Here is a 25,688-nt window from a genome sequence, read left to right on the forward strand (position 1 = left end):
CGCCCGTCCTCAACCGACTGGGCTGTCATAGCTCGCGGGCCAAGCAAGGCCGAGGTGCTCGCCCATATCGCGAAGATTCACACATACGCGAGCACCCTAAATCGGCCCGGCCGCGAGAAAACCACATGAGGCTTGTTGCGGCGGGAGTGCCGATCGGCCCCCCGCCGACAACACTTGTCGGGATAATGTTTTCGGTCGACGCCCAGCTGGCCGCACACGGCATCGCGGTCCATGCCGGGGCGAAGTTTTCGACCGGAAAGACCAGCGCCGTGCGCGTCGCGACCAGCATTCTGGACGAGGAGCACCTCGAGTACGTCGCAAATTCCCTGGCGCTGGCAGCCGACCCGGCGCGGGAGGTTGTCTGAGGCAAGTCAATCGCCGTTCGGACTGCTACTCCGCCGCCACGCCCTTCACCTCGAGATAGCTTTCCATTGAATCGTCCATCGCCTGCAGCCAGGGCGTATGGTGCAGCGGCGCCATCGTGCCGGTCATTAGCGAGCGATAGGCATGGTCGCGGAAGCCCATAATGTCTTGCGCCTTGTGATGCTCCCACTCCATGAAGGTCTGATTGACGGCCTCGACATCGAAACCCGGATAATCGGTCTGCTCCATCAGCTCTCGGGTGTAGTCGCCCTGGAACCAGATCATCTGCTCGGCGTCTTCAAGTGTTTCTTCACGTGCCCGCCATTTCCGGCCGTGCTCGGCCATCGCTTCGGCCGAGGGCAGCTTGATGCGGCCCATGATGACGTCGCGGGCGAACCAGGCCTGCGCGTCGAACATGTTGAAGGTGTAGAACTGGTCCTGCATGCCGATATAGGACAGCTTCGGGTTTTTCTCCCAGACGACGCCCTCGTAGAGCCCGTCCGGCCACATACGGTTGGCGGTCTTCAGCTTCAAATCCTCGGTGAGGAACGGGAAGGAATGGAGGTAGCCGGTGCACAGGATGATGGCGTCGACGTCTTTGGTGCTGCCGTCCTTGAAATGCGCGGTCTTGCCGACGACCTTCTGCAGAAGCGGCACTTCCTTCCAGTTCTCCGGCCATTTGAAGCCCATCGGCTTCGAGCGGTAGCTGGAGGTGATCGATCTGGCGCCGTATTTGTAGCATTGCGAGCCGATGTCCTCGGCTGAATAGGAGCGGCCGATGATCAAAATGTCCTTGCCCTTGAATTCCATGGCGTCGCGGAAATCGTGGCTGTGCAGGATACGGCCGTTGAAGGTCGAAAAGCCCTCGAAATAGGGAACGTTGGGCACGGAGAAATGGCCCGAGGCGACGACGACATTGTCGAACTCTTCCGAATAGGTGACGTCGTTGGTGCGGTCATGCGCGGTGACGGTGAATTTTTTTGTCGTTTCGGAAAAGGTGACCATGCGCACCGGGCTGTTGAAGCGCACCCATTGGCGCACGCCGGATTTTTCGACGCGGCCCTTGATGTAGTCCCACAGCACGGCGCGCGGCGGATAGGAGCCGATCGGCCGGCCGAAATGCTCCTCGAAGGTGTAGTCGGCGAATTCGAGGCATTCCTTCGGCCCGTTCGACCAGAGATAGCGGTACATCGAGCCGTGCACCGGATCGCCGTGCTCGTCGAGGCCGGTGCGCCAGGTGTAGTTCCACAGGCCGCCCCAGTCGGACTGCTTTTCGAAGCAGACGATCTCGGGAATATCGGCGCCCTTTTCGGCGGCCGACTTGAAGGCCCTGAGCTGGGCCATGCCGGACGGCCCGGCTCCGATGACGGCAACACGATCTTTCATTGCGGGCCTCCCGATCTCATTTCCCTAACGAAACAAATTTCACTGACAGGACAGTAATTGCCCCTTCGATGCTGTCAACAGGGCTTGTCGCGAAACCCTCGTTTCACCAAGCTGGATTTCCAAGCGAGGCAGTAGCTCGGGCGAAATCCGGACATTGCGCAATTCGACACGGGTGGCTTGCCGTGGCAGTTGCGCTTCTGTATCGGCACCGAATATGTTCACCGTGAGTGAAATGAATCGGCAAGGTCCGGGGTGGCAACATGGCGAAAAAAGCATCCAGTCTAAAGCCCGCTGCGGCCGTCGTCGCCGCCAAAGCCAAGCCGTCGGTCGCTGCAATCGATCCGCGCAAGATACGCGCGCCGCTCACCCAGAACCCGCACGCCATTCGCGACACCCGCGAAAAAGTGCTGGAGGTCGCGATCGGCCGCGAGGTGCGGGCATTCCGCAAGAAGCTCGGCATCACCGTCGCCGATCTGGCTGCCGCCACCGACATTTCGCTTGGCATGCTGTCGAAGATCGAGAACGGCATCACCTCGCCGTCGCTGACCACGTTGCAGGCGCTGTCGCGGGCACTCGGCGTTCCCGTCACCGCCTTCTTCCGCCGCTTCGAGGAAGAGCGCAGTGCCGTCTTCGTCAAGGCCGGCGAAGGCCTCGACGTCGAACGCCGCGGCACGCGCGCCGGCCACCAGTACAATCTGCTCGGCCATATCGGCTCCAACACCAGCGGCGTCGTCGTCGAACCCTATCTGATCACGCTCACCGAGGATTCCGACGTGTTCCCGACCTTCCAGCACGAAGGCATGGAATTCCTCTATATGCTCGAGGGCGAGGTGGTTTACCGGCACGGCAGCAATCTCTACCCGATGAAGCCCGGTGACAGCCTGTTCTTCGACGCCGATGCGCCGCACGGACCGGAAGTGCTGAGCGTTCTGCCGATGCGCTATCTGTCGATCATCTGCTACCCGCAGAGCGCGGGGTGAGCCGGAGATGAGGGCGCGCAAGCAATCCTGGATCGCTGCACTCCACGGCCACGGTAACGGCATGGATCCTAGGGTCTCCGCTACGTCGCTTCGCTCCTGCTCCGCCCTAGGATGACGAAGGCGTGGGGTCCAAGGCTAATCGCGGATGTCGGAGATTGGCAGTTGCATCGCGGCTTAGAGGGTGGTGGCCGACGGCAATTCGCAATTTTCGAGGTTAGCTGAAGCGTCCCTCACTTCGTCATCCTAGGGCGGAGCAGGAGCGAAGCGACGTAGCGGAGACCCTAGGATCCATGCCGTAACCTCCACGCGCTGCTACGTTGAACTGCAGGGCAAGCTCGTCCTCGATTGATCGCAAGGGGGCTAAAGGCCGGCGCTCTACGGCGCCCCCCTCTGCCCTGCCGGGCATCTCCCCCTCTTGGGGGGAGATTGGCAGCTTGACGGGCAGCGCGAACCTCGCAAACAGAACCTCAATCCGGCCCAAACCCCGGCGACGTCGCACTGCCGTCATCCAGCTTCGACAGCCATTCGACCAATGTCGCACGGTAACGCGTCAGGCCCTTGTAGTTGGCGAGTTCGTCTGGCAGGTCGCGGATGACGCGGTGCAGCCGCCGTGCCCATTTCGGCTGCGTCACCAGCTCGTCCATCTTGATCAGATAGCAGCGGATCGGGAAGACGATCGCATTCGAGCGCGGCAGCCGCCAGAAGCTCTGCAGCTCGACGCGCAGATGGACCTTGTCGCCGACGTTTTCCGGCGTCACCGTGGCGCGGTCCGGACCCCATTTGTGATAATTTTCCGGGCTGGTATCGAGGCGCGGATTGATGGTCATCGTCCAGTTCAGCCGGCGCGCCGGCTTGCCCTGCTGGATGTTGGTGAGGAATTTCAGCGCCCGGACGAAGATGCCCTTCTCATGCGCCAGCGGCACCGGCGCGTGCCATTCGAAGAAGTTCATGCCGATGTCGAAATCCAGCGACCAGTCGGCCTGGGTGGTGACCATGCCGGCATCCATCCACAGATTGCCGTCGCGCTGGTCGAGGATGCAGAAATCGCCCTGGCTCTGGCGGGTGATGTATTCCATCGGCCCATAGGGCAGCGTCGAGACATCGCCGAAGGTGAAACTGTCGTCGATGCCGAGCGGCTGGTTGATCCAGCGCCAGCGGTCACTGTTGCGGGTCAGCGTGAAATGCTCGGGATAGCCCAGCGCCTGCTGCTCCATCAAAAGCTCGAGCAGGTCCCAGCCGGCCAGCGTCATGTGCGGCAGCGACTGGCAGCGCAGCGGGTCTTCGGCCAGCACCAAAGCGCGGTCCTGCATCTCGGCGACATAGTGCTCGTCGACGTCGATCAAATTCTCCAGCACGCTGCCCTTCGGCCCGACGACATGCGGCTCGATGTTGACCGCATACATGTAGCTGTCTTCGTGGAACGGGAACGGGAACCGCCTGATGTGCTCGGGGCTGTTCCTGAAGGTGAAGTCGTCGCGGAAGGTTTCCTTGCGAAAGGTGATGCCCAAGCTCGCCTCCTATCTTTCCAGAACCAGCGACCTGCCCTCGAAGCGTGAGACGCAAGGCATGATCTTGCAGCCCGAACGGTGGTCTTCCTCGCTCAGCCAGTGGTCGTTGTGGATGAATTTGCCGTCATGCGAGATGACGTTGGTCTCGCACTGGCCGCAGACGCCGCCGCGGCAAAGATAGGGCGGATCGACGCCGGCCGCCTCGATCGCCTCGAGCAGGCTCTGCTGCTCGTCGACACGGATGGTCTTGCCGCTGAGCGCCAGCGTCACGTCGAAGGGCGCGCCGGGCTGCGGTGCCGCGAAATGCTCGAAATGCACGGTCTCGGCAGGCCAGCCTAAGGCAGCCGCGCGCTCGCGCACCCAGCCGATCATGCCGGACGGGCCGCAGACATAGAGATGCGTGCCGAGCGGCTGCGACGACAGCAGCCGGTCGAGTTCGACGCGCTCGTCGCGGTCGTCGTGATAGAGCCTGATCCGGCGGTCGTAGCGCTCTCTCAGCAAATCGGCATAGGTGCCGAGCGAAGCGGTGCGGCAGGTGTAGTGCAGTTCGAAATTGCCGCCTTCCGCCGCCAGCTGCGCGGTCTGCGCCATGAACGGGGTGATGCCGATGCCGCCGGCCAGCATCAGATGCTTCCTGGCGCGCAGATCGAGCGAGAACAGGTTGACCGGGTAGCTGACCACCATCTCCGTGCCCGGCCTGACCTGCCTGTGCATGAACAGCGAGCCGCCGCGGCCGGCGTCGTCGCGGCGCACCGAGATGGTGTATTCGCGGGTGTCGAGCGGCGAGCCCATCAGCGAATAGGGATTGAGCCTGGTGCGTTCGCCATCGCGCATCTCGACGACGACATGGGCGCCGCCGGAAAAGGTCGGCAAAAGCTCGCCGTCGCGCCTGCGGAAATGAAAGCGCGTCACCAGCTCGTTGACCGGGACGACATCGCTGACGACGACATCGAGCTTGGTGGTGCCGGTGCTCATCGAAAGACCTCCTCGATCGGAGGAATTTCGCTGCGGTCCTCGGCGTTGATGCAGACGCCCTGGAAGGCGGCGAGCCGCCGCGAATAGTGATCGCGCACCAGAAGCAAGAGGCCGCAATGCGAACAGGTTGCTGGCTGCGTCGTCACGTTCTCGGTGATGCCCTTGCAATGGACGCACTGCATGCGGCGCGCCAGCGAGCCGCGATGCTCGGTCTGGATCGAGGTGTGGTCGATGCCGGCTTCGAGCGCCGCCTGCATGGCCTGGCCGATCAGCCCTTCGGTGCCGGCGAGATAGAGCCTGAGGCCCATATGCGCGTTGGCCAGCGTCTGCTTCAGCCGCGGCAGGGCGCTGGCAAAGGAATGACCGAGGTAGAACTGTGCCGGCTTCAGGGCTTCGAGCGCATCGGGATATTTACCGTCGCGGCCGGGAATGAAGATGATGTGGGCGCCGCCGAAGAAATCCGCCGGTGCCTTGGCGGCCAGATCGGCAATCGCCAGCGCTCCCTCTGCATCCGCTATGAAAAGATGATGCTTGCCGGGCTGCGGAGACAGGGTCCCATAGACCGGCCGGCTGATGATGCTTTTCGCTGCCATACCCGCAGTATGCCTCAGCCTTTCGCCGTGCGCTTGGTCTTCTTCGGATCATCGAAAGGAAGCGGCTCGGCGGTTGCGCTGATGGCGCCGCTCTTGTTGCGGATCTCGAGCCTGGTGCCCTGCACCGCGCAGTCGACGTCGAGCCGGGCAATGCCCATCGATTTTTTGACAAGCGGCGAATACATGGCGCAGGTCACCACGCCGACCTTTTTGCCGTCGCGATAGACCGGTGCGCCCTCGTCGGCCGGCTCCTTGCCTTCGAGCAGCACGCCGAAGATCTTGAAGCGCTCCTTGCCCTTGAGGCGGTAGTGCTCCTCGGCACCGCGAAAGCCCGTCTTGCCGGGGCTGACGGTGAAGTCGAGACCAAGCTCCCACAGCGTGTCGCCCGGGCCTTCGTTCTCAAACGGGTATTTCTGCGAATTGTCGTAGGGGTAAAACAGCAGGTAGCTCTCGACGCGCAGCATGTCGAGCGTGGTGAAGCGGCACGGGATGATGCCGGCGCTCTTGCCCTCGTCGAGGATCCTGTCCCAGATCGTTCCAGCGTCCTGGCCACGGCAGAAGATCTCGTAGCCGCGTTCGCCGGTATAGCCGGTGCGCGAGATCATCACGGGAAAGCCGAACAACTGCGTCTGCATGTGGTGGAAATAGTTGAGGTCGCGAATGCCGGGCACATGCTTTGCCAGATAATCCACGGCTAGCGGCCCCTGCAGCGAAAGGTCGTGCAGATTGTCGTCGAAGCGCAGCGACACGTCGCGACCGACGGAAGCGCGCTGCAGCTCTTCATGGCCGGTGCCCGAGCCATGCACGACCATCCAGGAATTCGGGCCGGTGCGGTAGAGGATGCAGTCGTCGGTGAACTTGCCGGCCTCGTTGAGCATGCAGGCATAGGCCGACTTGCCGGGATAGATCTTTTCGACGTCGCGCGTCGTCGCCAGATCGATCAGGTGCGAGGCGTGCGGCCCGGTGATGTGGACCTTCTTCAAGCCGGACACGTCCATCAGGCCGGCCTTGGTGCGGATGGCGATATACTCTTCGTCGGCGTCCTTGTCGTAGGTCCAGGCGGTGCCCATGCCGCTCCAGTCCTCGAGCTTCGAGCCGAGCGCGCGATGGCGATCCGCAAGCGTCGAAAATCTCCAGGATGCCGTCATCCGCTGGTCCTCCGTTGAAAGAAACTTTTTTGCTTTCCCCTGCTCCCTGCACACAGGCGGGAGCGTTGCCTTGAATATTGATCGCAAACGCCGGGAGCCTGCAATACCCGTAAGCAAATAATTTCATTGTCAGGCAAATCCGGCGAGCCCAAACAAACGGTTAACGTCGCGTAAAATCGTCTTGACAATTCCAGAATTCGGCCGGATTTTATGAAAAAAATTTCACTCTCTTGAAAGAGGGCAATGACCGGCCAATCCGGACCGGCGTTGAAAAAGGGGAAAGCCGATGTCCGACCTGCAACAGCGCGTGGAAGCGTTGTACCGTTCCGACGTGCGTGGATCCATGCTCCTGATCGTCTGCCTGTGGGCGACGATCCTCTTTGTCCTGTTCATGACATGGCCATACGTCCCCGACGCCGGCATCAAGCTCGTCGTCGCGGTCGCCGCCGCCGCCGTGCTGATCTTCAACACGGCCGCGATCCTGGCGATGGTCAACCACTACAAAGAAGACAAGGACTTCATCTACGGCCTCGACATCAAGAACGCCGACGCCTACCGCAACCGCAAGTCCTGAGGGGGAGACCCATGGCCCGCTATACACCGCCCGAACAGAGCAAGGCCGGACAGGTTTTCGATATCGCCGTCGTCGTGGTCGCGATTTTCGTCGCGCTGTGGCTGCCGCTGAAACTAGGGCTGGCAGGGGCGGCAAAATCCATCGACGCGCTCGACGCCAAGACGTGGGAAGCGCTCGGCCAAAACCCGACCATGGCCTCGATCTGGGAAAAGCTCGGCTACACGCCGGAAACCGCGCACGACATCATCCAGAACCGGTTCCACTACATCATCGACTGGCCGACGCTGATCATCATGGCGGCAGTGCTGATCGGCTATTTCATCTTTCTGTTCCGCGCATCGGACCGCGAATACCGCGACGTCATCGACGAAAAGTTCGGCGACAAATAAATAGGAAGCATCGTCATGTGGGTGGCACTCTCTTACGCATGCTGGGGCATCTCGATCGTGCTCGCGCTGTGGATGCTCTACGACTGGTTCAGGATCGACACGACCTATTCCGAAGAGATGCTGACCTCGTCCAGGGAAGGCGAACTTGAAGCCGTGTCCGAAAAACACCGGATCTGAGTGGGGGATTGAACGATGACGATCACGGCTGAACCAGCGGTGCAAGTGCAAGGCGGCAGGGTTTCACTGCTCAGGGTGCTCGGCCCCGCCCATGTCTGGGCGCTCGGTGTCGGCATCGTTCTGGTCGGCGAATTCACCGGCTGGAATTTCGCGGCGGACAAGGGCGGCGCGCTGGCGGCGCTGATCGTCTGCTGGATCGTCGGCCTGCTCTACACCTCGGTCGCGATGATCGATTCCGAAGTTACCTCGACGGTTGCCGCCGCCGGCGGCCAATATGCGCAGGCCAAGCACATTGTCGGGCCGCTGATGGCCTTCAACGTCGCGCTGTTCCTGGTCTTTGCCTACACCATGCTCGAAGTGTCGGACGCGATCCTGCTCGGCGACACCATCGTCGCCAAGGCCGGCGTCGAGGGCCTCAACCACAATTCCTTCATCGCCGCGACAATCGTCGTGCTGGCATGGCTGAACTATCGCGGCGTGCTGATGACGCTCAACGTCAATTTCGTCATCACCGCGATAGCCTATGTCTCGATCGTCATCCTGTTCTTCTCGGTCAGCCCGTGGACGCAAGGCGCCGTGCTCAAGCTGAACGAGTTGGTGACCCCGGGCAACGCCCTGCCCTATGGCTGGATCGGCGTCATCGCCGCCTTCCAGTTCGGCATCTGGTACTATCTCGGCATCGAGGGCACCACGCAGGCCGCCGAGGAAGTGCGCTCGCCGGCGCGCTCGCTGCCCTACGGCACGATGGCCGGCATGATCACGCTTCTGATCGCCGCCGCCATGACCTGGTATGTCTGCGCCTCGCTGATGCCCTGGGAATATCTCGGCATCACCTATTATCCGCTGTGGGACGCGGGCAAACTGACCGGCAGTGCGCTGCTGGAAAACCTGTTGTTCATCGCGACGCTGCTTGCCGCGCTCGCCTCCGCCAATGGCTGCATCAACGACGCCGCGCGCGCCTGGTTTTCGCTCGGCCGCGACCGCTATCTGCCGACCTGGTTCTCGGCGGTGCATCCGAAATACCGCACGCCCTATCGCTCGATCCTGTTTCTGCTGCCGATCGCGCTCGCCTTCGCCTTCATCGCCGACCTCAACCAGGCGATCACCTTCTCGATCCTGTCGGGCGTGCTGCAATACACCTTCATGAGCATCAACATCATCATGTTCAGGAAAAAGTGGCCGCTCGGCTCGATCCGCCGCGGCTACACCCATCCGTTCCATCCGCTGCCGGCGATCGTCTTGTTCTGCCTTTGCGTCGTCACCTTCTTTGCGATCTTCCTCGGCTTCGGCTCGCAGCTGATCGCCATGGTCGCCTTCTACTTCCTGATCTCGCTGTGGTTCCACTTCTACCGCTACAAATTCGTGCGCCGTGGTGCCCAGTTCACCATGCCGTGGCCGAAGCCGCAGGGCTACTGACGGCGCGCCCGGTCTGGGCGGGCATTTGCGTGACGAGGTGCGTTAGGTGATCTCAGCATTGCTCGCCGGGGCGGTTGCCCTGGCTCTCGTCCTCCATATAGCCTGGCTTGCGCGGGCCAGCCGCGCCAAGGCTTCGACCGGGCTTGCCGCCGACGAAGCCGGCGTCCGCGCCGTCATCCCCGACGTGGCCAACATCTCGGACGGCACCGCCGGCGTCGTTACCTTCGCCGGCTCGTGGAACGGCCGGCGGGTGCAGGTGCGGACCATCGTCGACACGCTGGCGATCAGGAAGCTGCCGGCGCGCTGGCTGAGCGTTTCGATCACCGAAAAGGTCGCGATACCAGGCACTTTCGATATGATGATGCGGCCGGGATCGCCGACGACTTTTTCCAATTTCGATCATCTCGTCCATCCGCTGCCGAAGGCGGCGGGGTTTCCGGCCGAGGCGGTGCTGCGGAGCGACCGCAAGGGCGTGCGCTTCCCCGAAGCCGTCATCGCCGGCCACCTCGATATCTTTGCCGAGGAGCGCACCAAGGAATTGCTGATCACGCCGAACGGCGTGCGCATCGTCTGGCTTCTGGCCGAGGCCGAGCGCGCGCGTTACGGCGTATTCCGGCAAGCCGAATTCGGCACGGTCAGGCTCGATCCGGTGCTGATCGAGAGGCTGCTGTCGTCGGCTTCGGCGCTGCGCGATGCCATCAATCAAAGCGAACGGCAAGCGGCATGACCAGCCAGATCACCACCTCCCCCGCACCACCGAGCCCCTATCTGGTTCTGGGCGCTGCGATCGTCTTGCCGGCGAGCGGGCATGTCGTGCTCGGGGTGCCGGTGCGCGGCCTGCAATTCCTGTTCTTCATGGTGATCCTTGCCTGGGTCACCGCCAAGATCGCGCCGCCAGACGCCAGCTTCGTCGGCCGCCATGCCGGCGGGATCCTGATCTATGCCCTGTCGATCCTGGATGCCTACAAGATCGCCCGCATCCGCTATGCCAAATGGGTTCACAATGGCGGCCAGCGCAGCGATAGTGCGGCCGGCGGCGCCTCAGCCGATATATAACGACAGGAAAATTTTTTTCATACCAATTGAATTCCCGGGACTCATTCGATACATCTCGGAGGGAACAAACTCGCGGAGGCTGACATGTGCGGAATCGTCGGACTGTTTTTGAAGGACAAGTCGCTCGAGCCCCAGCTTGGCGCGATGCTGTCGGAGATGCTGATCTCGCTCAGCGATCGCGGTCCCGACAGCGCCGGCATCGCCATCTATGGCGCGCCCTCCAGTGAAGCCAAGATCACCATCCAGTCGGCCAAGCCGGAGCGCGATTTCCGCGGCCTCGACGCCGAACTCGCCAAGGCGATCGGCGCGCCGGTGAGCATTGCTGCGAAGTCGACGCATGCCGTGGTCCGGACGACGCCTGCCAAGATCGACGAAGCGCGCGAGGCGATCCAGACGCTGCGCCCCGACATCCGCATCATGGGCGCCGGCGACGTCGTCGAAATCTACAAGGAAGTCGGCTTGCCCGAAGCGGTCGTCGACCGTTTCGGCGTCCGCGAGATGACCGGCACGCACGGCATCGGCCATACCCGCATGGCGACCGAATCGGCGGTGACGACGATGGGCGCGCATCCGTTCTCGACCGGCGCCGACCAGTGCCTGGTGCATAATGGCTCGCTGTCCAACCACAACAATGTCCGCCGCGAGCTGATCCGCGAAGGCATGACATTCGAGACCGAGAACGACACCGAGGTCGCTGCCGCCTATCTCTCCTCGCAGATGGCGCATGGCAAGAATCTGGGCGAGGCGCTGGAAGGCACGCTGAGCGATCTCGACGGCTTTTTCACCTTCGTCGTCGGCACCAAGAACGGCTTCGGCGTGGTGCGCGATCCGATCGCCTGCAAGCCCGCAGTAATGGCCGAAACCGATCAGTATGTCGCCTTCGGCTCGGAATATCGTGCGCTCACCAAACTGCCCGGCATAGACAATGCGAAGGTCTGGGAACCCGAGCCCGCAACCGTCTATTTCTGGGAGCATTGAACCAATGCCGGCAATTAACCTCTCCAAGGCGGCTCGCGAGCCGGGCCATGCGTCACGGGTCTTCGATCTGGCCGAAATGTCGCTGCGCGAGCTCAACCAGGCGCTGCACGATCTGGCGCCCGGTTCGAACGAGACCGCCTGGGAGGTGCTCCACCCGCGAGGCAGCCATTCGGTCGCCGTCGGCGTCGACCAGCCGGTCGCCATCGATGTGCGCGGCAGCGTCGGCTATTATTGCGGCGGCATGAACGACGGCGGCACCATCACCGTGCATGGCTCGGCCGGGCCCGGCGTCGGCGAGAACATGATGTCCGGCCAGATCGTCGTCAAAGGCGATGCCAGCCAGTATGCCGGCGCCACCGGCCGGGGCGGGTTGCTCGTCATCGAAGGCAACGCATCGTCGCGCTGCGGCATCTCGATGAAAGGCATCGACATCGTCGTCCATGGCAATATCGGCCACATGTCGGCCTTCATGGCGCAGTCCGGCAACCTCGTGGTGCTGGGCGACGCCGGCGATGCGCTCGGCGATTCCATCTACGAGGCGCGGCTTTTCGTGCGCGGCAAGGTCGAAAGCCTCGGCGCCGACTGCATCGCCAAGGAGATGCGGCCCGAGCATCTCGAATTGCTGCAAGGCTTGCTCGACCGCGCCGGTGTGACCGGCGTCAAGGCGGCGGAGTTCAAGCGTTATGGCTCGGCTCGTACCCTCTACAATTTCAATATCGACAACGCCGACGCGTATTGAGGCTCAATGACCTATCGCAACCCGCCGACGACGCCGCGCAAATCCGCGACCTTCGACGACTACACGCTTTCCGAGATCCGCCGCGCCGCGGCGACCGGCATCTATGACATCCGCGGCGCCGGCGCCAAGCGCAAGCTGCCGCATTTCGACGACCTTCTGTTCCTCGGTGCTTCGATCTCGCGCTATCCGCTCGAAGGCTATCGCGAGCGCTGCGACACCAGCGTCGTGCTCGGCTCGCGCTATGCGAAAAAACCGATCGAATTGAAAATCCCGATCACCGTTGCCGGCATGAGCTTCGGCTCGCTGTCCGGGCCGGCCAAGGAAGCGCTTGGCCGCGGCGCGACGCTGTCGGGTACCTCGACGACGACCGGCGACGGCGGCATGACCGAGGAAGAGCGCGGCCATTCGAAGACGCTGGTCTACCAGTATCTGCCGTCGCGCTACGGCATGAACCCGCGCGATCTGCGCCGTGCCGACGCGATCGAGGTGGTCGTCGGCCAGGGCGCCAAGCCAGGCGGCGGCGGCATGCTGCTCGGCCAGAAGATCTCCGACCGCGTCGCCGAAATGCGCACGCTGCCGAAGGGCATCGACCAGCGCTCGGCTTCGCGCCACCCCGACTGGACCGGGCCGGACGACCTCGAGATCAAGATCCTGGAACTGCGCGAAATCACCGACTGGGAAAAGCCGATCTACGTCAAGGTCGGCGGCGCACGGCCCTATTACGATACCGCGCTTGCGGTGAAATCGGGCGCCGATGTCGTCGTCGTCGACGGCATGCAGGGCGGCACGGCAGCGACCCAGGAAGTGTTCATTGAAAATGTCGGCCAGCCGACGCTTGCCTGCATCAGGCCGGCGGTGCAGGCGCTGCAGGATCTCGGCATGCACCGCAAGGTGCAGCTGATCGTCTCGGGCGGCATACGCAACGGGGCCGACGTCGCCAAGGCGCTGGCGCTCGGCGTCGATGCGGTGTCGATCGGCACGGCAGCGCTTGTCGCGCTCGGCGACAACGACCCGCGCTGGGAGGCGGAATACAACGAGCTCGGCACCACCGCCGGCGCCTATGACGACTGGCATGAGGGTCGCGACCCGGCCGGCATCACCACGCAGGATCCCGAGCTAATGAAACGGGTCGATCCGATTGCGGCCGGCCGACGGCTGGCGAATTATCTTAAGGTGATGACACTTGAGGCTCAGACAATCGCACGCGCCTGCGGCAAGAACAGCCTGCACAATCTCGAGCCCGAGGATCTTGTCGCCTTGACGATCGAAGCCGCCGCCATGGCCGGCGTGCCGCTGGCCGGCACCAACTGGATACCGGGCAAGAACGGCTTCTAAAACAAACCAAATGCCAGTAAGCGAGGAACTATAATGGGGAACGATCTCGCCGCCTTCGCCAAGGAGAAGGGCGTCAAATATTTCATGATATCCTACACCGACCTGTTCGGTGGGCAACGCGCCAAGCTGGTGCCGGCGCAGGCGATCGCCGACATGCAGCGGGACGGTGCCGGCTTTGCCGGCTTTGCCACCTGGCTCGACCTGACGCCGGCGCATCCCGACATGCTGGCGGTGCCGGATCCGGCCTCGGTGATCCAGTTGCCTTGGAAGCCGGAGGTCGCCTGGGTCGCCGCCAACTGCATCATGGACGACAAATCGGTCGAGCAGGCGCCGCGCAACACGCTGAAGCGGTTGATCGCGGAGGCCGCTGGCGACGGCATGCACATCAAGACCGGCGTCGAGGCCGAATTCTTCCTGATCTCGCCGGATGGCAAGACGATTTCCGACGAATATGACACGGCGTCGAAGCCCTGCTACGACCAGCAGGCGGTGATGCGCCGCTACGATGTGATCGCCGAGATCTGCGACCACATGCTGGCGCTCGGCTGGGGCGCCTACCAGAACGACCACGAGGACGCCAACGGCCAGTTCGAGATGAACTGGGCCTTCGACGATGCGCTGGCGACCGCCGACAAGCATTCCTTCTTCAAATTCATGGTGAAATCGGTCGCCGAAAAGCACGGCCTGCGCGCAACCTTCATGCCCAAACCCTTCCAGGGCCTGACCGGCAATGGCTGCCATGCGCATATCTCGGTGTGGGACAAAGACGGCAAGACCAATGTCTTTGCCGACAATGCGATGGAGCTCGGCCTGTCGGCCAAGGGCAGGAATTTCCTCGGCGGCATCATGAAACATGCGTCCGCGCTTGCCGCCATCACCAACCCGACGGTCAATTCCTACAAGCGCATCAACGCACCGCGCACCATCTCCGGCGCCACCTGGGCGCCGAACACGGTGACCTGGACCGGCAACAACCGCACCCACATGGTGCGCGTACCCGGCCCCGGCCGCTTCGAGCTGCGCCTGCCCGACGGCGCGGCAAACCCGTATCTGCTGCAGGCGGTGATCATCGCCGCCGGGCTCGACGGCGTCCGCTCGAAGGCCGATCCCGGCCGGCGCTACGACATCGACATGTACCAGTTCGGCCATACGGTCGAGGGCGCGCCGAAGCTGCCGCTCAACCTGCTCGACGCATTGCGCAAGTTCGACAACGACAAATCGCTCAAGGCGGCGCTGGGTGAGGAATTCTCGTCGGCCTATCTAAAGCTCAAGCAGCAGGAATGGAATTCCTATGCTTCCCACTTCACCCAGTGGGAGCGCGACCACACGCTCGACATCTGATCCGGAATTGTTGCACGCCCGGCGCGAAACAGGTTCATGAAATACTCGATCTTCTCCCTCGCCCGGGCGGCATTTTCCGGCCATAAGAACTGGCAGCGCACCTGGCGCGACGCCAGCCCGAAGAGCCACTACGACGTGGTGATCATCGGCGGCGGCGGCCATGGCCTGGCGACGGCATGGTTCCTCGCCAGCGAATACGGCATCAGGAATGTCGCGGTGCTGGAAAAAGGCTGGATCGGCTCCGGCAATGCCGGCCGCAACACCACCATCATCCGCTCCAATTACGGACTGCCAGGCAATACCGGCTTCTACGAGCTGTCGATGAAGCTGTGGGAGCGGATGGAGCAGGACCTCAACTACAACACCATGGTCAGCCAGCGCGGCGTCATCAATCTCTACCATTCCGACGCGCAGCGCGACGCCTATGCGCGGCGCGGCAACACCATGCGCATCAACGGCATCGATGCCGAACTGCTCGATCTGACGGCGGTCAGGAAGATGATGCCGTTCCTGAACTTCGACAATGCGCGCTTTCCAGTGCAAGGCGGGCTTTTGCAGCGACGCGGCGGCACGGCACGGCACGACGCCGTGGTCTGGGGCTATGCGCATGCGGCGAGCGCGCTCGGCGTCGACATCATCCAGAACTGCGAGGTGACCGGTTTTGTCCGCGATGGCAGCGGCAAGGTGACCGGTGTCGAGACGAGCCGCGGCAGGATCGGTGCAGGCAAGGTCGGCATGGCCGTCGCCGGCTCCTCGTCGCGCGTCGCGGCGATGGCCGGCATGCGGCTGCCGATCGAAAGCCATGTGCTGCAGGCCTTCGTCTCCGAGGCGATCAAGCCGCTGATCCCCAATGTCATGACGTTCGGCGCCGGCCACTTCTATGTCAGCCAGTCCGACAAGGGCGGCCTGGTCTTCGGCGGCGACATAGACGGCTACAATTCCTACGCCCAGCGCGGCAATCTGCCTGTCATGGAAGACGTCTGCGAGGGCGGAATGGCGCTGATGCCGATGATCGGCCGGATACGGCTGCTGCGTCAGTGGGGCGGCATCATGGACATGTCGATGGACGGCTCGCCGATCATCGACAAAACACCGGTCGACGGGCTCTATCTCAACGCCGGCTGGTGCTATGGCGGCTTCAAGGCGACGCCCGGCTCCGGCCTGGTCTTTGCCCATCTTCTGGCGCGCGACGAGCCGCACAAGGAGGCTGCCCGCTTTCGTCTCGACCGCTTCCGGCGAGGTGCGATGATCGACGAAAAGGGCCAAGGCGCCCAACCGAACCTGCATTGAAGGCTGGCTGAAGAAGCATGCGCATTGTCTGTCCCTTCTGCGGCGAACGCGAACTCGGCGAGTTCACCTATCTGGGCGACGCCAAGCCGACGCGTCCGGCGGCCGGCGCCACCGAAGACGAGGTCTTCGACTACGTCTATCTGCGCGACAACATCGCCGGGCCGATGAGCGAATACTGGTACCATGGCGGCGGCTGCCGGGCCTGGCTGAAGGTCGCCCGCAACACGCTGACGCACGAGATTTCGGCGGTCGAACCGGCTGCAGGCGTTGGTGCCGCCGAGGTTGGGGCCTGATGGTTGGCCCCGCGCAGACACACCGGCTGGAGAGCGGCGGTCTCATCGATCGCGCCGCGCCGCTGGCCTTCCGCTTCGACGGCAAGAGCTTTGCCGGCTTCCAGGGCGACACGCTGGCCTCGGCGCTGATCGCCAATGGCGTCAAGCTGGTCGGCCGCTCGTTCAAATACCATCGGCCGCGCGGCATCCTGACCGCTGGTTCGGAGGAGCCCAACGCGCTGGTCGAACTGCGCAGCGGAGCGCGGCGCGAGCCGAACACCAAGGTGACCACGGCCGAACTCTATGACGGGCTCGAAGCCGCCAGCCAGAACCGCTGGCCGTCGCTGCGCCACGACCTGATGGCGGTCAATCAGCTGTTCGCGCCGATCTTCGTCGCCGGCTTCTACTACAAGACCTTCATGTGGCCGGCGAAATTCTGGGAAACGATCTACGAGCCAACGATTCGCCGCGCCGCCGGCCTCGGCCGCGCTGCAGGCGTCGCCGATCCCGACCATTACGACAAGGCGTGGGCGCATTGCGACGTGCTGATTGCCGGGTCCGGCCCGGCCGGGCTGGCTGCGGCACTGGCGGCCGGGCGCGGCGGCGCCCGCGTCATCCTGTGCGAGGAAGATTTTGCGCTTGGCGGCCGTCTGCTCGCCGACGGCGGCATGATCGACGGCGCGCCGGCGGCCGAATGGATTACGCGCACGCTGGCCGAACTCGCCGCACTGCCCGATGTCCGCATCATGACCCGCACGACATTGTTCGGCGTCTATGATGGCGGCACCTATGGCGCCATCGAGCGAGTCAACGACCACCTGCCCTCGCCGCCCGAGCACCAGGTGCGCCAGCGGCTGTGGCGGATCGTGGCCAAGCGCTGCGTCGTCGCCGCCGGCGCCATCGAACGGCCGATCGTCTTTGCCGGCAACGACACGCCGGGCGTGATGATGGCGTCGGCGATGCGGACCTATGTCGCGCGCTACGCGGTTACCCCTGCCAAGAGGATCGCGCTGTTCACCAACAATGAGGATGGCTGGCGCACGGTCGAGACCGCGCTTGGCGCCGGTTTGCAGATCGCGGCGGTCGTCGATGCGCGCCCGGACGTCTCCGCCGCGCATCGCGCGCTTGCCGCCAAAGGCGGCTTTGCCGTGCTCAACGGCTCGGTCAGCGGGGTCGAAGGCGGCAAGGACGGGATCCGGAAAATCGTGGTGGCGCTGACCGGCGGCGCACGGGCGGAAGTCGAAGCCGACGGGCTAGCCGTGTCCGGCGGCTGGAATCCGGCGGTCGGGCTGACCTCCTATCATCGCGGCCGGCCGAAATGGCAGGACGATATCGCAGCCTTCGTGCCGGATGGTGCGCCGCCCGGCATGGTGGCCGTCGGCGCCGCCAATGGCGCCTTCGGGCTGGGCGAGTGCCTGCGCCAGGGCTTTGCCACCGGATCGGCAGCAGCACAAGGCGCCGGACGCGGCGGCAATGCCGGCACGCCGCCGGTCGCCGACGAAGAAGCCTTTTCGCTGACCCCGCTCTGGCACGTCGCCGGCAAGGGCAAGGCCTTTGTCGACTACCAGCACGATGTCACCGCATCCGACATCGAACTGGCGCAGCGCGAAGGTTTTGAATCGGTCGAGCATCTCAAGCGCTACACGACGCTCGGCATGGCCACCGACCAGGGCAAGACCTCGAACGTCGCCGGTCTCGCCATCATGGCGGCAATCAGCGGCAAATCGATCCCCGAAACCGGCACGACGATCTATCGCCCGCCCTATGTGCCGGTCGCCATCGGCGCCTTCGCCGGCCATCATCGCGACGAAGATTTCCATGCGACGAGGCTGACTCCGTCGCATCACTGGGCAGCCGAACAGGGCGCGGTGTTCGTCGACACCGGCCTGTGGAAGCGCGCGCAATGGTATCCGCGCGCCGGCGAAAAGGACTGGCTGGACTCGGTCACCCGCGAGGTCAAGGCGGTGCGCTCCGGCGTCGGCTTCTGCGATGTCTCGACGCTCGGCAAGATCGACGTGCACGGCCCGGACGCCGGCGCCTTCCTCGACCGTGTCTACATCAACACCTTCTCCAGTCTAGCCGTCGGCAAAGCCCGCTACGGGCTGATGCTGCGCGAGGACGGCATCGTCTATGACGACGGCACGACGTCACGGCTGGCCGAGGACCACTATTTCCTGACCACCACCACCGCCAAGGCCGGGCTGGTGATGCAGCATCTCGAATTCTGCCGGCAGGTGCTGTTCCCCGAATTCGACGTGCAACTAACATCCGTCTCCGATCAATGGGCGCAGTTCTCGATCGCCGGGCCGAAGACCCGGGACCTGCTTCGGGAAATGGTCGATCCGGCGGAGGATTTGTCGAACGAGGGCTTTCCCTTCATGGGGGCGCGCGAAGTCGCGCTTCGCGGTGGCATCAAGGCGCGGCTGTTCCGCATCTCGTTTTCGGGCGAAATGGCGTTCGAGATTTCGGTTCCCGCCCGCTATGGCGAGGCGCTGGTGCGCAATTTGATGCTGGCCGGCAAGCCGTTCGGCGTTACGCCCTACGGTACCGAGGCGCTCGGCGTCATGCGCATCGAAAAGGGCCATGTCGCCGGACCGGAGCTGAACGGCACGACGACCGCCGCCGACCTCGGGTTGGGCAAGATGATGTCCAGCAAGAAAGATTTCATCGGCCGCGTCATGGCCGGGCGCGAGGCGCTGATTGCCCCAGACCGGCAGGTCGTCGTCGGCATCAAGCCGGTCGACAAGACGCGCCGCCTGCGCTCCGGCGCGCATATCATTCCGAAAGGCGAGACGCCCGGTCCCGGCAACGACCAGGGCTATGTCACTTCGGTCTGCTTCTCGCCCATGCTCGACCAGTGGATCGGGCTGGCGCTTGTTGAGCGTGGCCGCGAGCGCATTGGCGAGATCGTCCATGCGCATGACCCGCTGCGCGGCGAAGACTACGACGTCGAGCTGTGCAGCCCGGTCTTCTACGATCCGGATGGAGGGCGCCAGCGTGGCTGAGTTTTCCTGGATTGCCCGCAGTCCGCTGGAGAAAGCGCTTGTCGTCGGCGCCTATGGCGCGCGCGGCACCGAGGCTGGCGTTTCACTGACGGAAATCCGCAATTTCGACCTGATCCAGGTGATGGCGCGGCGCGGCAAAGCGGCAGAACTGGCGAAGGCCGCCGAAACCCGCTTCGGCGTTGCCGCCCCGGAAACGCCCAAGGCGACCCGAACTCCCGACGCTACGCTGATCTGGTCGGGACCGGATCAGTTCCTGGTCCTGTCCAATGGCGGCAAGCACGCGAGCGACCCGCTGAGCCAGGCGTTTGCGCAATCCGCCTCGTTGTCCGACCAGTCGCATGCCCGCGCGCTGATCAGCGTTTCCGGAGAAAAGGCGCGCGCGATGCTGGCCAAACTGTCGTCGCTAGACCTGCACCCCGCGCCGTTCCCGGCAGGCACCGCTGCTGCGACCTCGGTCGATCACACCAGCATCAATCTCTGGCGCGGCAATGACCGGCCGGACGGACAGGCGGTGTTCAATCTTCTGGTGTTCGCCACCTTCGCGGAAAGCCTGTGGCATACGATGCTGGACGCTGCCGCCGAGTATGGCGTCGAGATCAGCCACAGCGAGGAGTTGGCATAGCCTTGGCGCGTCTTCCCTTCTCCCCTTGTGGGAGAAGGTGGATCGGCGCGCAGCGCCGGGACGGATGAGGGGTGTTCCAGCGGAGTGAGAGGCTGGCGTTCCCTGGAACACCCCTCATCCGTCGCCTTCGGCGACACCTTCTCCCACAAGGGGAGAAGGGGGAGCTTGTGCCACCTTCACCTTGCCAAACCCGATCCCCCTGCTATTCTTCCCGCTAAAATAATTTCACACACAGGCAAACTTGTTTCTCGAAACCAAGGTTGAGATGAGCCAGTCGCCCTACCCCGCCGTCGTCGCCGGACCGCCCCGGCCGAGCCTGATCCTGCGGCCAGGCCAGATTACGCTGCCGGCCGGGATGGAGCGCTACTCGGTTCAGGGCAATGGCGCGATGCTGATCGAGGTCGAGGCCGGCGACATTGTCACCGTGCGCGATGTCGAGGGCGGGCAGGCCTGCGAGCTGCTGGCATGGGACAGCAGCGACGCGACCGATCCCGGCATTCTCGGCGAGAAATCGAACAGCAATGCCGCCGGCATCAAGGCGCTGCTGGCCGAAGGCGACGACAGCCTCGCATCCTTGCGCCGGGGGCTCGAGCGGCGCCAGGTGCAGCTCGACAAGGCGAAGGCGGTTCGCGTTTTCGGCGGCGCCACCCCTGCCGGTACCGAACAGGCTTTTACCGTCGCCCGCGATGGGTCGATGCTGATTGCCGCGCCCGGCGGGCCGATGCTGGTCGACGGCCACGATACGGCGACGCCGCTTAGCGTCATCGTCCGCCGCGCCACCATCCGCCCTGGGGCGAAATCCAGGCTTGCCGACCCGCTGACCGATCCCGTGCTCGACCTGCGCGTCCATTCGGCGACGGCGGAGGCCTACTTCGTCAAGGCGGGCGACTATCTGCAGATCATCGATGTCGACGGGCGCCAATGCACCGACTTCCAGTGCTTTTCGGCGCGCAAGCTGGACAAGGGCCGCGATCATCCGCTCGATGTGACGACGACGCGCACGCTGATGGGTTCGAGCTATCCGATGCCCGGTCTGCACTCGAAATACTACGACCAGGACATGGAGCCGCTGGTCGAGGTTGTGCAGGACACTTGCGGCCGCCACGATGCATTCGCGCTCGCCTGCGCGGCCAAATATTACGACGACATCGGTTATCCCGGCCATCCCAACTGCTCGGAGAATTTCAACCGCGCGCTGGCCGACAAGGGTGTCACGCCTCGCGCCGGCTGGATGGCGATCAACTTCTTCTTCAACACGGCCATCGACGCGCATGGCGTCGTGGTATCGGACGAGCCGTGGTCGCGGCCGGGCGACTATGTGCTACTCAGGGCGCTCACGGACATCGTCTGCGTCTCGTCCGCCTGCCCCGACGATACGACGCCGGCCAATGGCTGGAACCTGACCGACATCCATGTGCGAACCTATTCCGGCCAGCACAAATTCTCGCGAGCGATCGCCAGACGCATGACGCCCGATTCGGAACCGAAAATGACCCGCGAGACCGCCTTTCATTCGAGCTTTGCCAAGCACACCCGCAACTTCGTCGAGTACAAGGGCTATTGGCTGGCCAATTCCTTCGCCAGGCAAGGCCCGATCGATGAATACTGGGCCTGCCGGCAGGACGCCGTGATCATGGACCTGTCGCCGCTGCGCAAGTTCGAGGTCACCGGGCCGGACTCCGAGGCGCTGCTGCAATACACGCTGACCCGCGACGTCAAGAAGCTCGGCGTCGGCCAGGTCGTCTATTCCGCCATGTGCTACGAGCATGGCGGCATGATCGACGACGGCACGCTGCTCAGGCTCGGCAAGGATAATTTCCGCTGGGTCGGCGGCGACGATCTATCCGGCGAATGGCTGCGCGAAACGGCGACAAAACTCGGCCTCACCGTGCTGGTGCGTTCGTCGACCGACCAGATGCACAATGTCGCCGTGCAGGGGCCGAAAAGCCGCGACATCCTGCGGCAGATCATCTGGACCTCGCCGCTGCAGCCGTCGATCGACGAGCTCGAATGGTTCCGTTTCGCCGTCGCCCGCATCGGCGGCGGCAACGGCATTCCCGTCGTGGTTTCGCGCACCGGTTACACCGGCGAGCTCGGCTACGAGATCTGGTGCCATCCGCGCGACGCCGAAAAGGTATTCGACGCGATCTGGCAGGCGGGGCAGACGCACGGCCTGAAGCCGATGGGGCTGCAGGCGCTCGATATGGTACGCATCGAGGCCGGGCTGATCTTTGCCGGCTACGAGTTTTCCGACCAGACGGATCCGTTCGAGGCCGGCATCGGCTTCACCGTACCGCTGAAGACCAAGAGCGACGATTTCATCGGCCGCGAGGCGCTGATCCGGCGCAAGGAAAACCCGCAGAAGAAGCTGGTCGGCCTCGACATCGACGCCAATGTCGCCGTCGGCCACGGCGATTGCGTGCATGTCGGCCGGGCCCAGATCGGCGTCGTCACCTCGGGCATGCGCTCGCCGGTGCTGAACAAGACTATCGCGCTGGCCAGGCTCGACGTCGCGCATTCGGCGATCGGCACCGAGGTCGAAATCGGCAAGCTCGACGGCCACAGCAAGCGGCTGCCGGCGCGCGTCGTCGCCTTCGCCCATTACGACCCGCAAAAGACCAGGCCGCGCTCCTGACCGACGCTGCCTGGTTCTTCCCTTCTCCCTTGTGGGAGAAGGTGGATTGGCACGCAGCGCCAAGACGGTTGAGGGTGCTGGACGAAGTGCGGTTTTGCCAATCTGGAACACCCCTCATCCGACCGAGCTTCGCTCGGCCACCTTCTCCCACAAGAAGGGGAGAAGGAAAGACCGCACCCGTTGGCAGCGCCAGCGAAGCTCGACTGTTTCACAAACGCAATGTGCACAGCGTCACAAACCACTTGACGTGAAAGCGCCTTGGGTCGATCTTCACTGCTAAGAAAAAAATACTACTGAGCGGAAAACGCCTGAGGCCGTTCAACGTGAGCGTCGATGACGCCTCGCGAGATTGCGGCTGTTGCCGATGGGGAACATCAAAAATGGGGAATCCACGTAAATGAGCACGATAGTCACCACCTTGGTGCCGCCTGCCGAAGGGCAGCTGCACCGGAACATCGATTGGCGCGGCGCCTTCTGGGTGGCAAGCGGCGTTCCGGCCCTTGTCTTGTTTTCGATCGGCGGCATCGCCGGCACCACCGGAACACTGGCCTTCCTGATCTGGGCCGTATCCATGGTCATGGGCTTCCTGCAGTCCTTCACCTATGCGGAGATCGCCGGGCTGTTCCCGAACAAATCCGGCGGCGCCTCGGTCTACGGCGCCACCGCGTGGCTGCGCTATTCGAAATTCATCGCGCCGCTTTCGGTGTGGTGCAACTGGTTCGCCTGGTCGCCGGTGCTGTCGCTCGGCTGCTCGATCGCCGCCGCCTATATCCTCAACGCGCTGGCACCGGTGCCGCTGTTCACCGACACTTCGCCCGAGGTCGCCGCCTATATCGCGGCCCATGCCGGAACCAGCGCCGCCGACGCCATCACCGCGGTCACCGCGGCGGCGACGCCGGCGATCCGTAACTGGACGCTCTACGGTCACACGCTTGGCCCGGTTTCCTTCACCTTCAACGCCACCTTCTTCATCGGCGCGGTGCTGATGCTGATCATCTTCTCGATCCAGCATCGCGGCATCCTGGGCACGGCCAACGTGCAGAAATATATCGGCCTGCTGGTCATCATCCCGATGCTCATCGTCGGCGTGGTGCCGATCGTCACCGGCCAGATCAACTGGGCAAACTTCTCGCCGCTGGTGCCGCTCGCGGCAGCCTATGCGCCGGAGCCCGGCGCATGGAACATCGCCGGCTGGACGCTGGTGCTCGGCGGCATGTTCATCGCGGCATGGTCGACCTACGGTTTCGAGACCGCCGTCTGCTACACCTCCGAATTCAAGAACCCCGGCACCGATACCTTCAAGGCGATCTTCTACTCCGGCCTGTTATGCATGCTGCTGTTCATCCTGGTGCCGTTCACCTTCCAGGGCGTGCTCGGCTTGAACGGCATGCTGGCGACGCCGATCGTCGATGGCTCCGGCGTTGCCGATGCGCTGGCCGGCATGGTCGGCGGCGGACAGCTGATCCACAGCCTGCTGGTGATGCTGATGATCCTGGCCCTGGTGCTCTGCATCATGACGGCGATGGCCGGCTCCTCGCGCACGCTCTATCAAGGTTCGGTCGACGGCTGGCTGCCGCGCTATCTCAGCCATGTCAACGAGCACGGCGCCCCGACGCGGGCGATGTGGACCGACCTGATCTTCAACCTGATCGTGCTGGCCATCGCCTCGGCCGACGCGACGAGCTTCTTCTTCATCCTCGCCGTGTCGAATTGCGGCTACATCATCTTCAACTTCCTCAATCTCAATGCCGGCTGGATCCACCGCATCGACAATGGCCACATCGCGCGGCCATGGAAGGCGCCGAGCTGGCTGCTCGGCCTCGGCGCGATCTTTGCCTACGTCAACGCGGTCTTCATGGGCGCCGGAGCCAAGGTCTGGAACCCGATGGCATTGTGGGCCGGGCTGATCACGGCAGCCTTGATCATCCCGGTGTTCTGCTTCCGGCATTACATCCAGGACAAGGGCAAATTCCCCGACCACATGCTGGCCGATCTCGGCATGAGCTCGTCCGACCTTGCGGTGAAAAAGGCGGGGATGCTGCCCTATCTGACGCTCGTCGCCGGCGTCGCAGTGATGCTGCTCGCCAACTGGCTGTTCGTCATCTGACGGCTGCGTTGAGGGATCGGGTGCGCAAGGCGCGCTCGGTCCCTGCGTATTTTGTTCTTGCTTTGTGCCGGCAGCTATGCTACTAATTTCGGTATGGTGCTGATTCGCCCCGAGACCCGCCGCCGAGGCGGGTTTTTCTTTTTAGGGGCTATTCGGCAGCGGTGCCAGCGCGGGAGCGACCGCCAAGAGCTGCACCGATATCCTCGAGCACCTGTCCGACGCGCGCCTGGATCGTCTCGGACGCAAGCACGCCGTCGATGAAATCCCTGTCCGAAGCGTAGATCGCGGTCGGCAGCGTAAAGGCCTCGAAGAAGCCGAACAGCGGCCTCAGCTGGTGCTCGATGATCAGCGCATGCCGGTCGCCGCCGCCGGTCGCCAGCAGCACCACCGGCTTGCCCCTGAGCGCCGTTGGGTCGACAAGATCGAAGAAGTGTTTGAACAGGCCGGTATAGCTGCCCTTGTAGGTGGGCGAGCCAACGACGAGCACGTCCGCCGCGACGACGCGCTTGAGGATATCGCCCGCTTGCGCATCCAGTTCACGCGCCCATTTGGCGCCACCGAGGCTGGGGCCGAGGTCGACGACGTCATGCGTGCTGGCGGCCAGGCCATATCTGCCGGCTACCTCGTTCACGATACGATCGACGAAGCCGCGCGTCTTGGACGGCCGGGTGAAATTGCCTGAGAAACCGACAACGGCCGGATTGGTCATGATGCAAAGCCCTCGCGATGATTTCGGGCTGCCAGCCCGCTGCTCATGACCCTATGGACATTCGGACCGAACGAAAAGAACGGATGCTTG

General features: G+C 63.7%; 24 protein-coding genes. 18 read left to right on the forward strand and 6 right to left on the reverse strand.

All coding sequences use genetic code 11. From position 1 onward, the window contains the following. Positions 1-185 precede the first annotated feature (185 nt). Positions 186-365 (forward strand): hypothetical protein, encoded by a 180-nt coding sequence (locus NKJ91_RS08700; RefSeq protein WP_352455195.1) that lies wholly within the window; start codon positions 186-188, stop codon positions 363-365. 25 nt (positions 366-390) lie between these two features. Here the strand turns inward: NKJ91_RS08700 and NKJ91_RS08705 are convergent, their stop codons facing one another. Then, a complete protein-coding gene (locus NKJ91_RS08705; protein ID WP_352455196.1) occupies positions 391-1,749 on the reverse strand; it encodes a trimethylamine monooxygenase in 1,359 nt (452 codons plus the stop codon). A gap of 260 nt (positions 1,750-2,009) precedes the next feature. Between NKJ91_RS08705 and NKJ91_RS08710 the strand changes: the two genes are divergently transcribed. After that, a complete protein-coding gene (locus NKJ91_RS08710; RefSeq protein ID WP_352452528.1) occupies positions 2,010-2,729 on the forward strand; it encodes a helix-turn-helix domain-containing protein in 720 nt (239 codons plus the stop codon). Between the two features lie 467 nt (positions 2,730-3,196). Here the strand turns inward: NKJ91_RS08710 and NKJ91_RS08715 are convergent, their stop codons facing one another. From NKJ91_RS08715 to NKJ91_RS08730, 4 genes are read right to left on the reverse strand one after another with little or no spacing between them, the layout of a single operon-like run. Next, entirely contained in the window at positions 3,197-4,237 is a 1,041-nt protein-coding gene (locus tag NKJ91_RS08715) for a heme-dependent oxidative N-demethylase family protein (protein ID WP_352455197.1), read from the reverse strand. Between the two features lie 9 nt (positions 4,238-4,246). Continuing rightward, positions 4,247-5,212 carry a PDR/VanB family oxidoreductase gene (locus tag NKJ91_RS08720; protein WP_352455198.1) on the reverse strand — a complete coding sequence of 322 codons (966 nt, stop codon included), beginning with the start codon at positions 5,210-5,212 and terminating at the stop codon, positions 4,247-4,249. Beyond that, positions 5,209-5,805: a dimethylamine monooxygenase subunit DmmA family protein gene (locus NKJ91_RS08725; RefSeq protein ID WP_352455199.1), complete on the reverse strand. Its 597-nt coding sequence runs from the start codon at positions 5,803-5,805 to the stop codon at positions 5,209-5,211. Before NKJ91_RS08725 ends, NKJ91_RS08720 begins: the two co-directional genes overlap by 4 nt. A gap of 14 nt (positions 5,806-5,819) precedes the next feature. After that, positions 5,820-6,953 (reverse strand): aminomethyl transferase family protein, encoded by a 1,134-nt coding sequence (locus tag NKJ91_RS08730; RefSeq protein ID WP_352455200.1) that lies wholly within the window; start codon positions 6,951-6,953, stop codon positions 5,820-5,822. A gap of 286 nt (positions 6,954-7,239) precedes the next feature. Between NKJ91_RS08730 and NKJ91_RS08735 the strand changes: the two genes are divergently transcribed. From NKJ91_RS08735 to NKJ91_RS08810, 16 genes are all read left to right on the forward strand, one after another. Next, positions 7,240-7,527: a hypothetical protein gene (locus NKJ91_RS08735; protein WP_023673993.1), complete on the forward strand. Its 288-nt coding sequence runs from the start codon at positions 7,240-7,242 to the stop codon at positions 7,525-7,527. Positions 7,528-7,538: 11 nt separating this feature from the next. Further along, entirely contained in the window at positions 7,539-7,916 is a 378-nt protein-coding gene (locus NKJ91_RS08740) for a hypothetical protein (protein WP_023673992.1), read from the forward strand. 15 nt (positions 7,917-7,931) lie between these two features. After that, on the forward strand, positions 7,932-8,093 hold the full coding sequence (locus tag NKJ91_RS08745; protein ID WP_352455201.1) for a hypothetical protein: 162 nt from the start codon (positions 7,932-7,934) through the stop codon (positions 8,091-8,093). Between the two features lie 15 nt (positions 8,094-8,108). Further along, positions 8,109-9,509, forward strand: a complete 1,401-nt coding sequence (locus tag NKJ91_RS08750) for an APC family permease (protein ID WP_352455202.1) — start codon at positions 8,109-8,111, stop codon at positions 9,507-9,509. Positions 9,510-9,555: 46 nt separating this feature from the next. Then, on the forward strand, positions 9,556-10,236 hold the full coding sequence (locus NKJ91_RS08755) for a hypothetical protein (RefSeq protein ID WP_352455203.1): 681 nt from the start codon (positions 9,556-9,558) through the stop codon (positions 10,234-10,236). Next, positions 10,233-10,565 (forward strand): hypothetical protein, encoded by a 333-nt coding sequence (locus NKJ91_RS08760; protein WP_352455204.1) that lies wholly within the window; start codon positions 10,233-10,235, stop codon positions 10,563-10,565. Before NKJ91_RS08755 ends, NKJ91_RS08760 begins: the two co-directional genes overlap by 4 nt. A gap of 84 nt (positions 10,566-10,649) precedes the next feature. Further along, entirely contained in the window at positions 10,650-11,543 is an 894-nt protein-coding gene (locus tag NKJ91_RS08765) for a class II glutamine amidotransferase (protein ID WP_023673986.1), read from the forward strand. Between the two features lie 4 nt (positions 11,544-11,547). Beyond that, positions 11,548-12,282 (forward strand): GltB/FmdC/FwdC-like GXGXG domain-containing protein, encoded by a 735-nt coding sequence (locus NKJ91_RS08770; RefSeq protein WP_352453795.1) that lies wholly within the window; start codon positions 11,548-11,550, stop codon positions 12,280-12,282. Between the two features lie 6 nt (positions 12,283-12,288). Beyond that, positions 12,289-13,617, forward strand: coding sequence for an FMN-binding glutamate synthase family protein (locus tag NKJ91_RS08775; RefSeq protein ID WP_352455205.1), 1,329 nt, complete (start codon positions 12,289-12,291; stop codon positions 13,615-13,617). 33 nt (positions 13,618-13,650) lie between these two features. After that, positions 13,651-14,958, forward strand: coding sequence for a type III glutamate--ammonia ligase (gene glnT / locus NKJ91_RS08780; RefSeq protein WP_352455206.1), 1,308 nt, complete (start codon positions 13,651-13,653; stop codon positions 14,956-14,958). 36 nt (positions 14,959-14,994) lie between these two features. After that, positions 14,995-16,248, forward strand: a complete 1,254-nt coding sequence (locus NKJ91_RS08785; RefSeq protein WP_352455207.1) for a sarcosine oxidase subunit beta family protein — start codon at positions 14,995-14,997, stop codon at positions 16,246-16,248. Positions 16,249-16,265: 17 nt separating this feature from the next. Continuing rightward, entirely contained in the window at positions 16,266-16,541 is a 276-nt protein-coding gene (locus NKJ91_RS08790) for a sarcosine oxidase subunit delta (protein WP_352455208.1), read from the forward strand. Further along, on the forward strand, positions 16,541-19,525 hold the full coding sequence (locus NKJ91_RS08795) for a sarcosine oxidase subunit alpha (protein WP_352455209.1): 2,985 nt from the start codon (positions 16,541-16,543) through the stop codon (positions 19,523-19,525). The genes NKJ91_RS08790 and NKJ91_RS08795 overlap by 1 nt, the downstream gene beginning before the upstream one ends. Beyond that, the gene (locus tag NKJ91_RS08800) at positions 19,518-20,147 is read left to right on the forward strand and encodes a sarcosine oxidase subunit gamma (RefSeq protein WP_352455210.1); all 630 of its coding nucleotides are present in this window, start codon (positions 19,518-19,520) and stop codon (positions 20,145-20,147) included. The genes NKJ91_RS08795 and NKJ91_RS08800 overlap by 8 nt, the downstream gene beginning before the upstream one ends. Positions 20,148-20,412: 265 nt before the next feature. Then, entirely contained in the window at positions 20,413-22,782 is a 2,370-nt protein-coding gene (locus NKJ91_RS08805) for a trimethylamine N-oxide demethylase (RefSeq protein WP_352455211.1), read from the forward strand. 397 nt (positions 22,783-23,179) lie between these two features. Then, on the forward strand, positions 23,180-24,889 hold the full coding sequence (locus tag NKJ91_RS08810; RefSeq protein WP_352455212.1) for a trimethylamine N-oxide permease: 1,710 nt from the start codon (positions 23,180-23,182) through the stop codon (positions 24,887-24,889). A gap of 148 nt (positions 24,890-25,037) precedes the next feature. Here NKJ91_RS08810 and msuE read toward each other — a convergent pair whose 3' ends face one another. Next, positions 25,038-25,598, reverse strand: a complete 561-nt coding sequence (gene msuE, locus NKJ91_RS08815) for an FMN reductase (protein WP_352455213.1) — start codon at positions 25,596-25,598, stop codon at positions 25,038-25,040. Between the last annotated feature and the right edge of the window lie 90 nt (positions 25,599-25,688).

The sequence above is a fragment of the Mesorhizobium sp. M0040 genome (assembly GCF_040323505.1).
GTDB lineage: Bacteria > Pseudomonadota > Alphaproteobacteria > Rhizobiales > Rhizobiaceae > Mesorhizobium.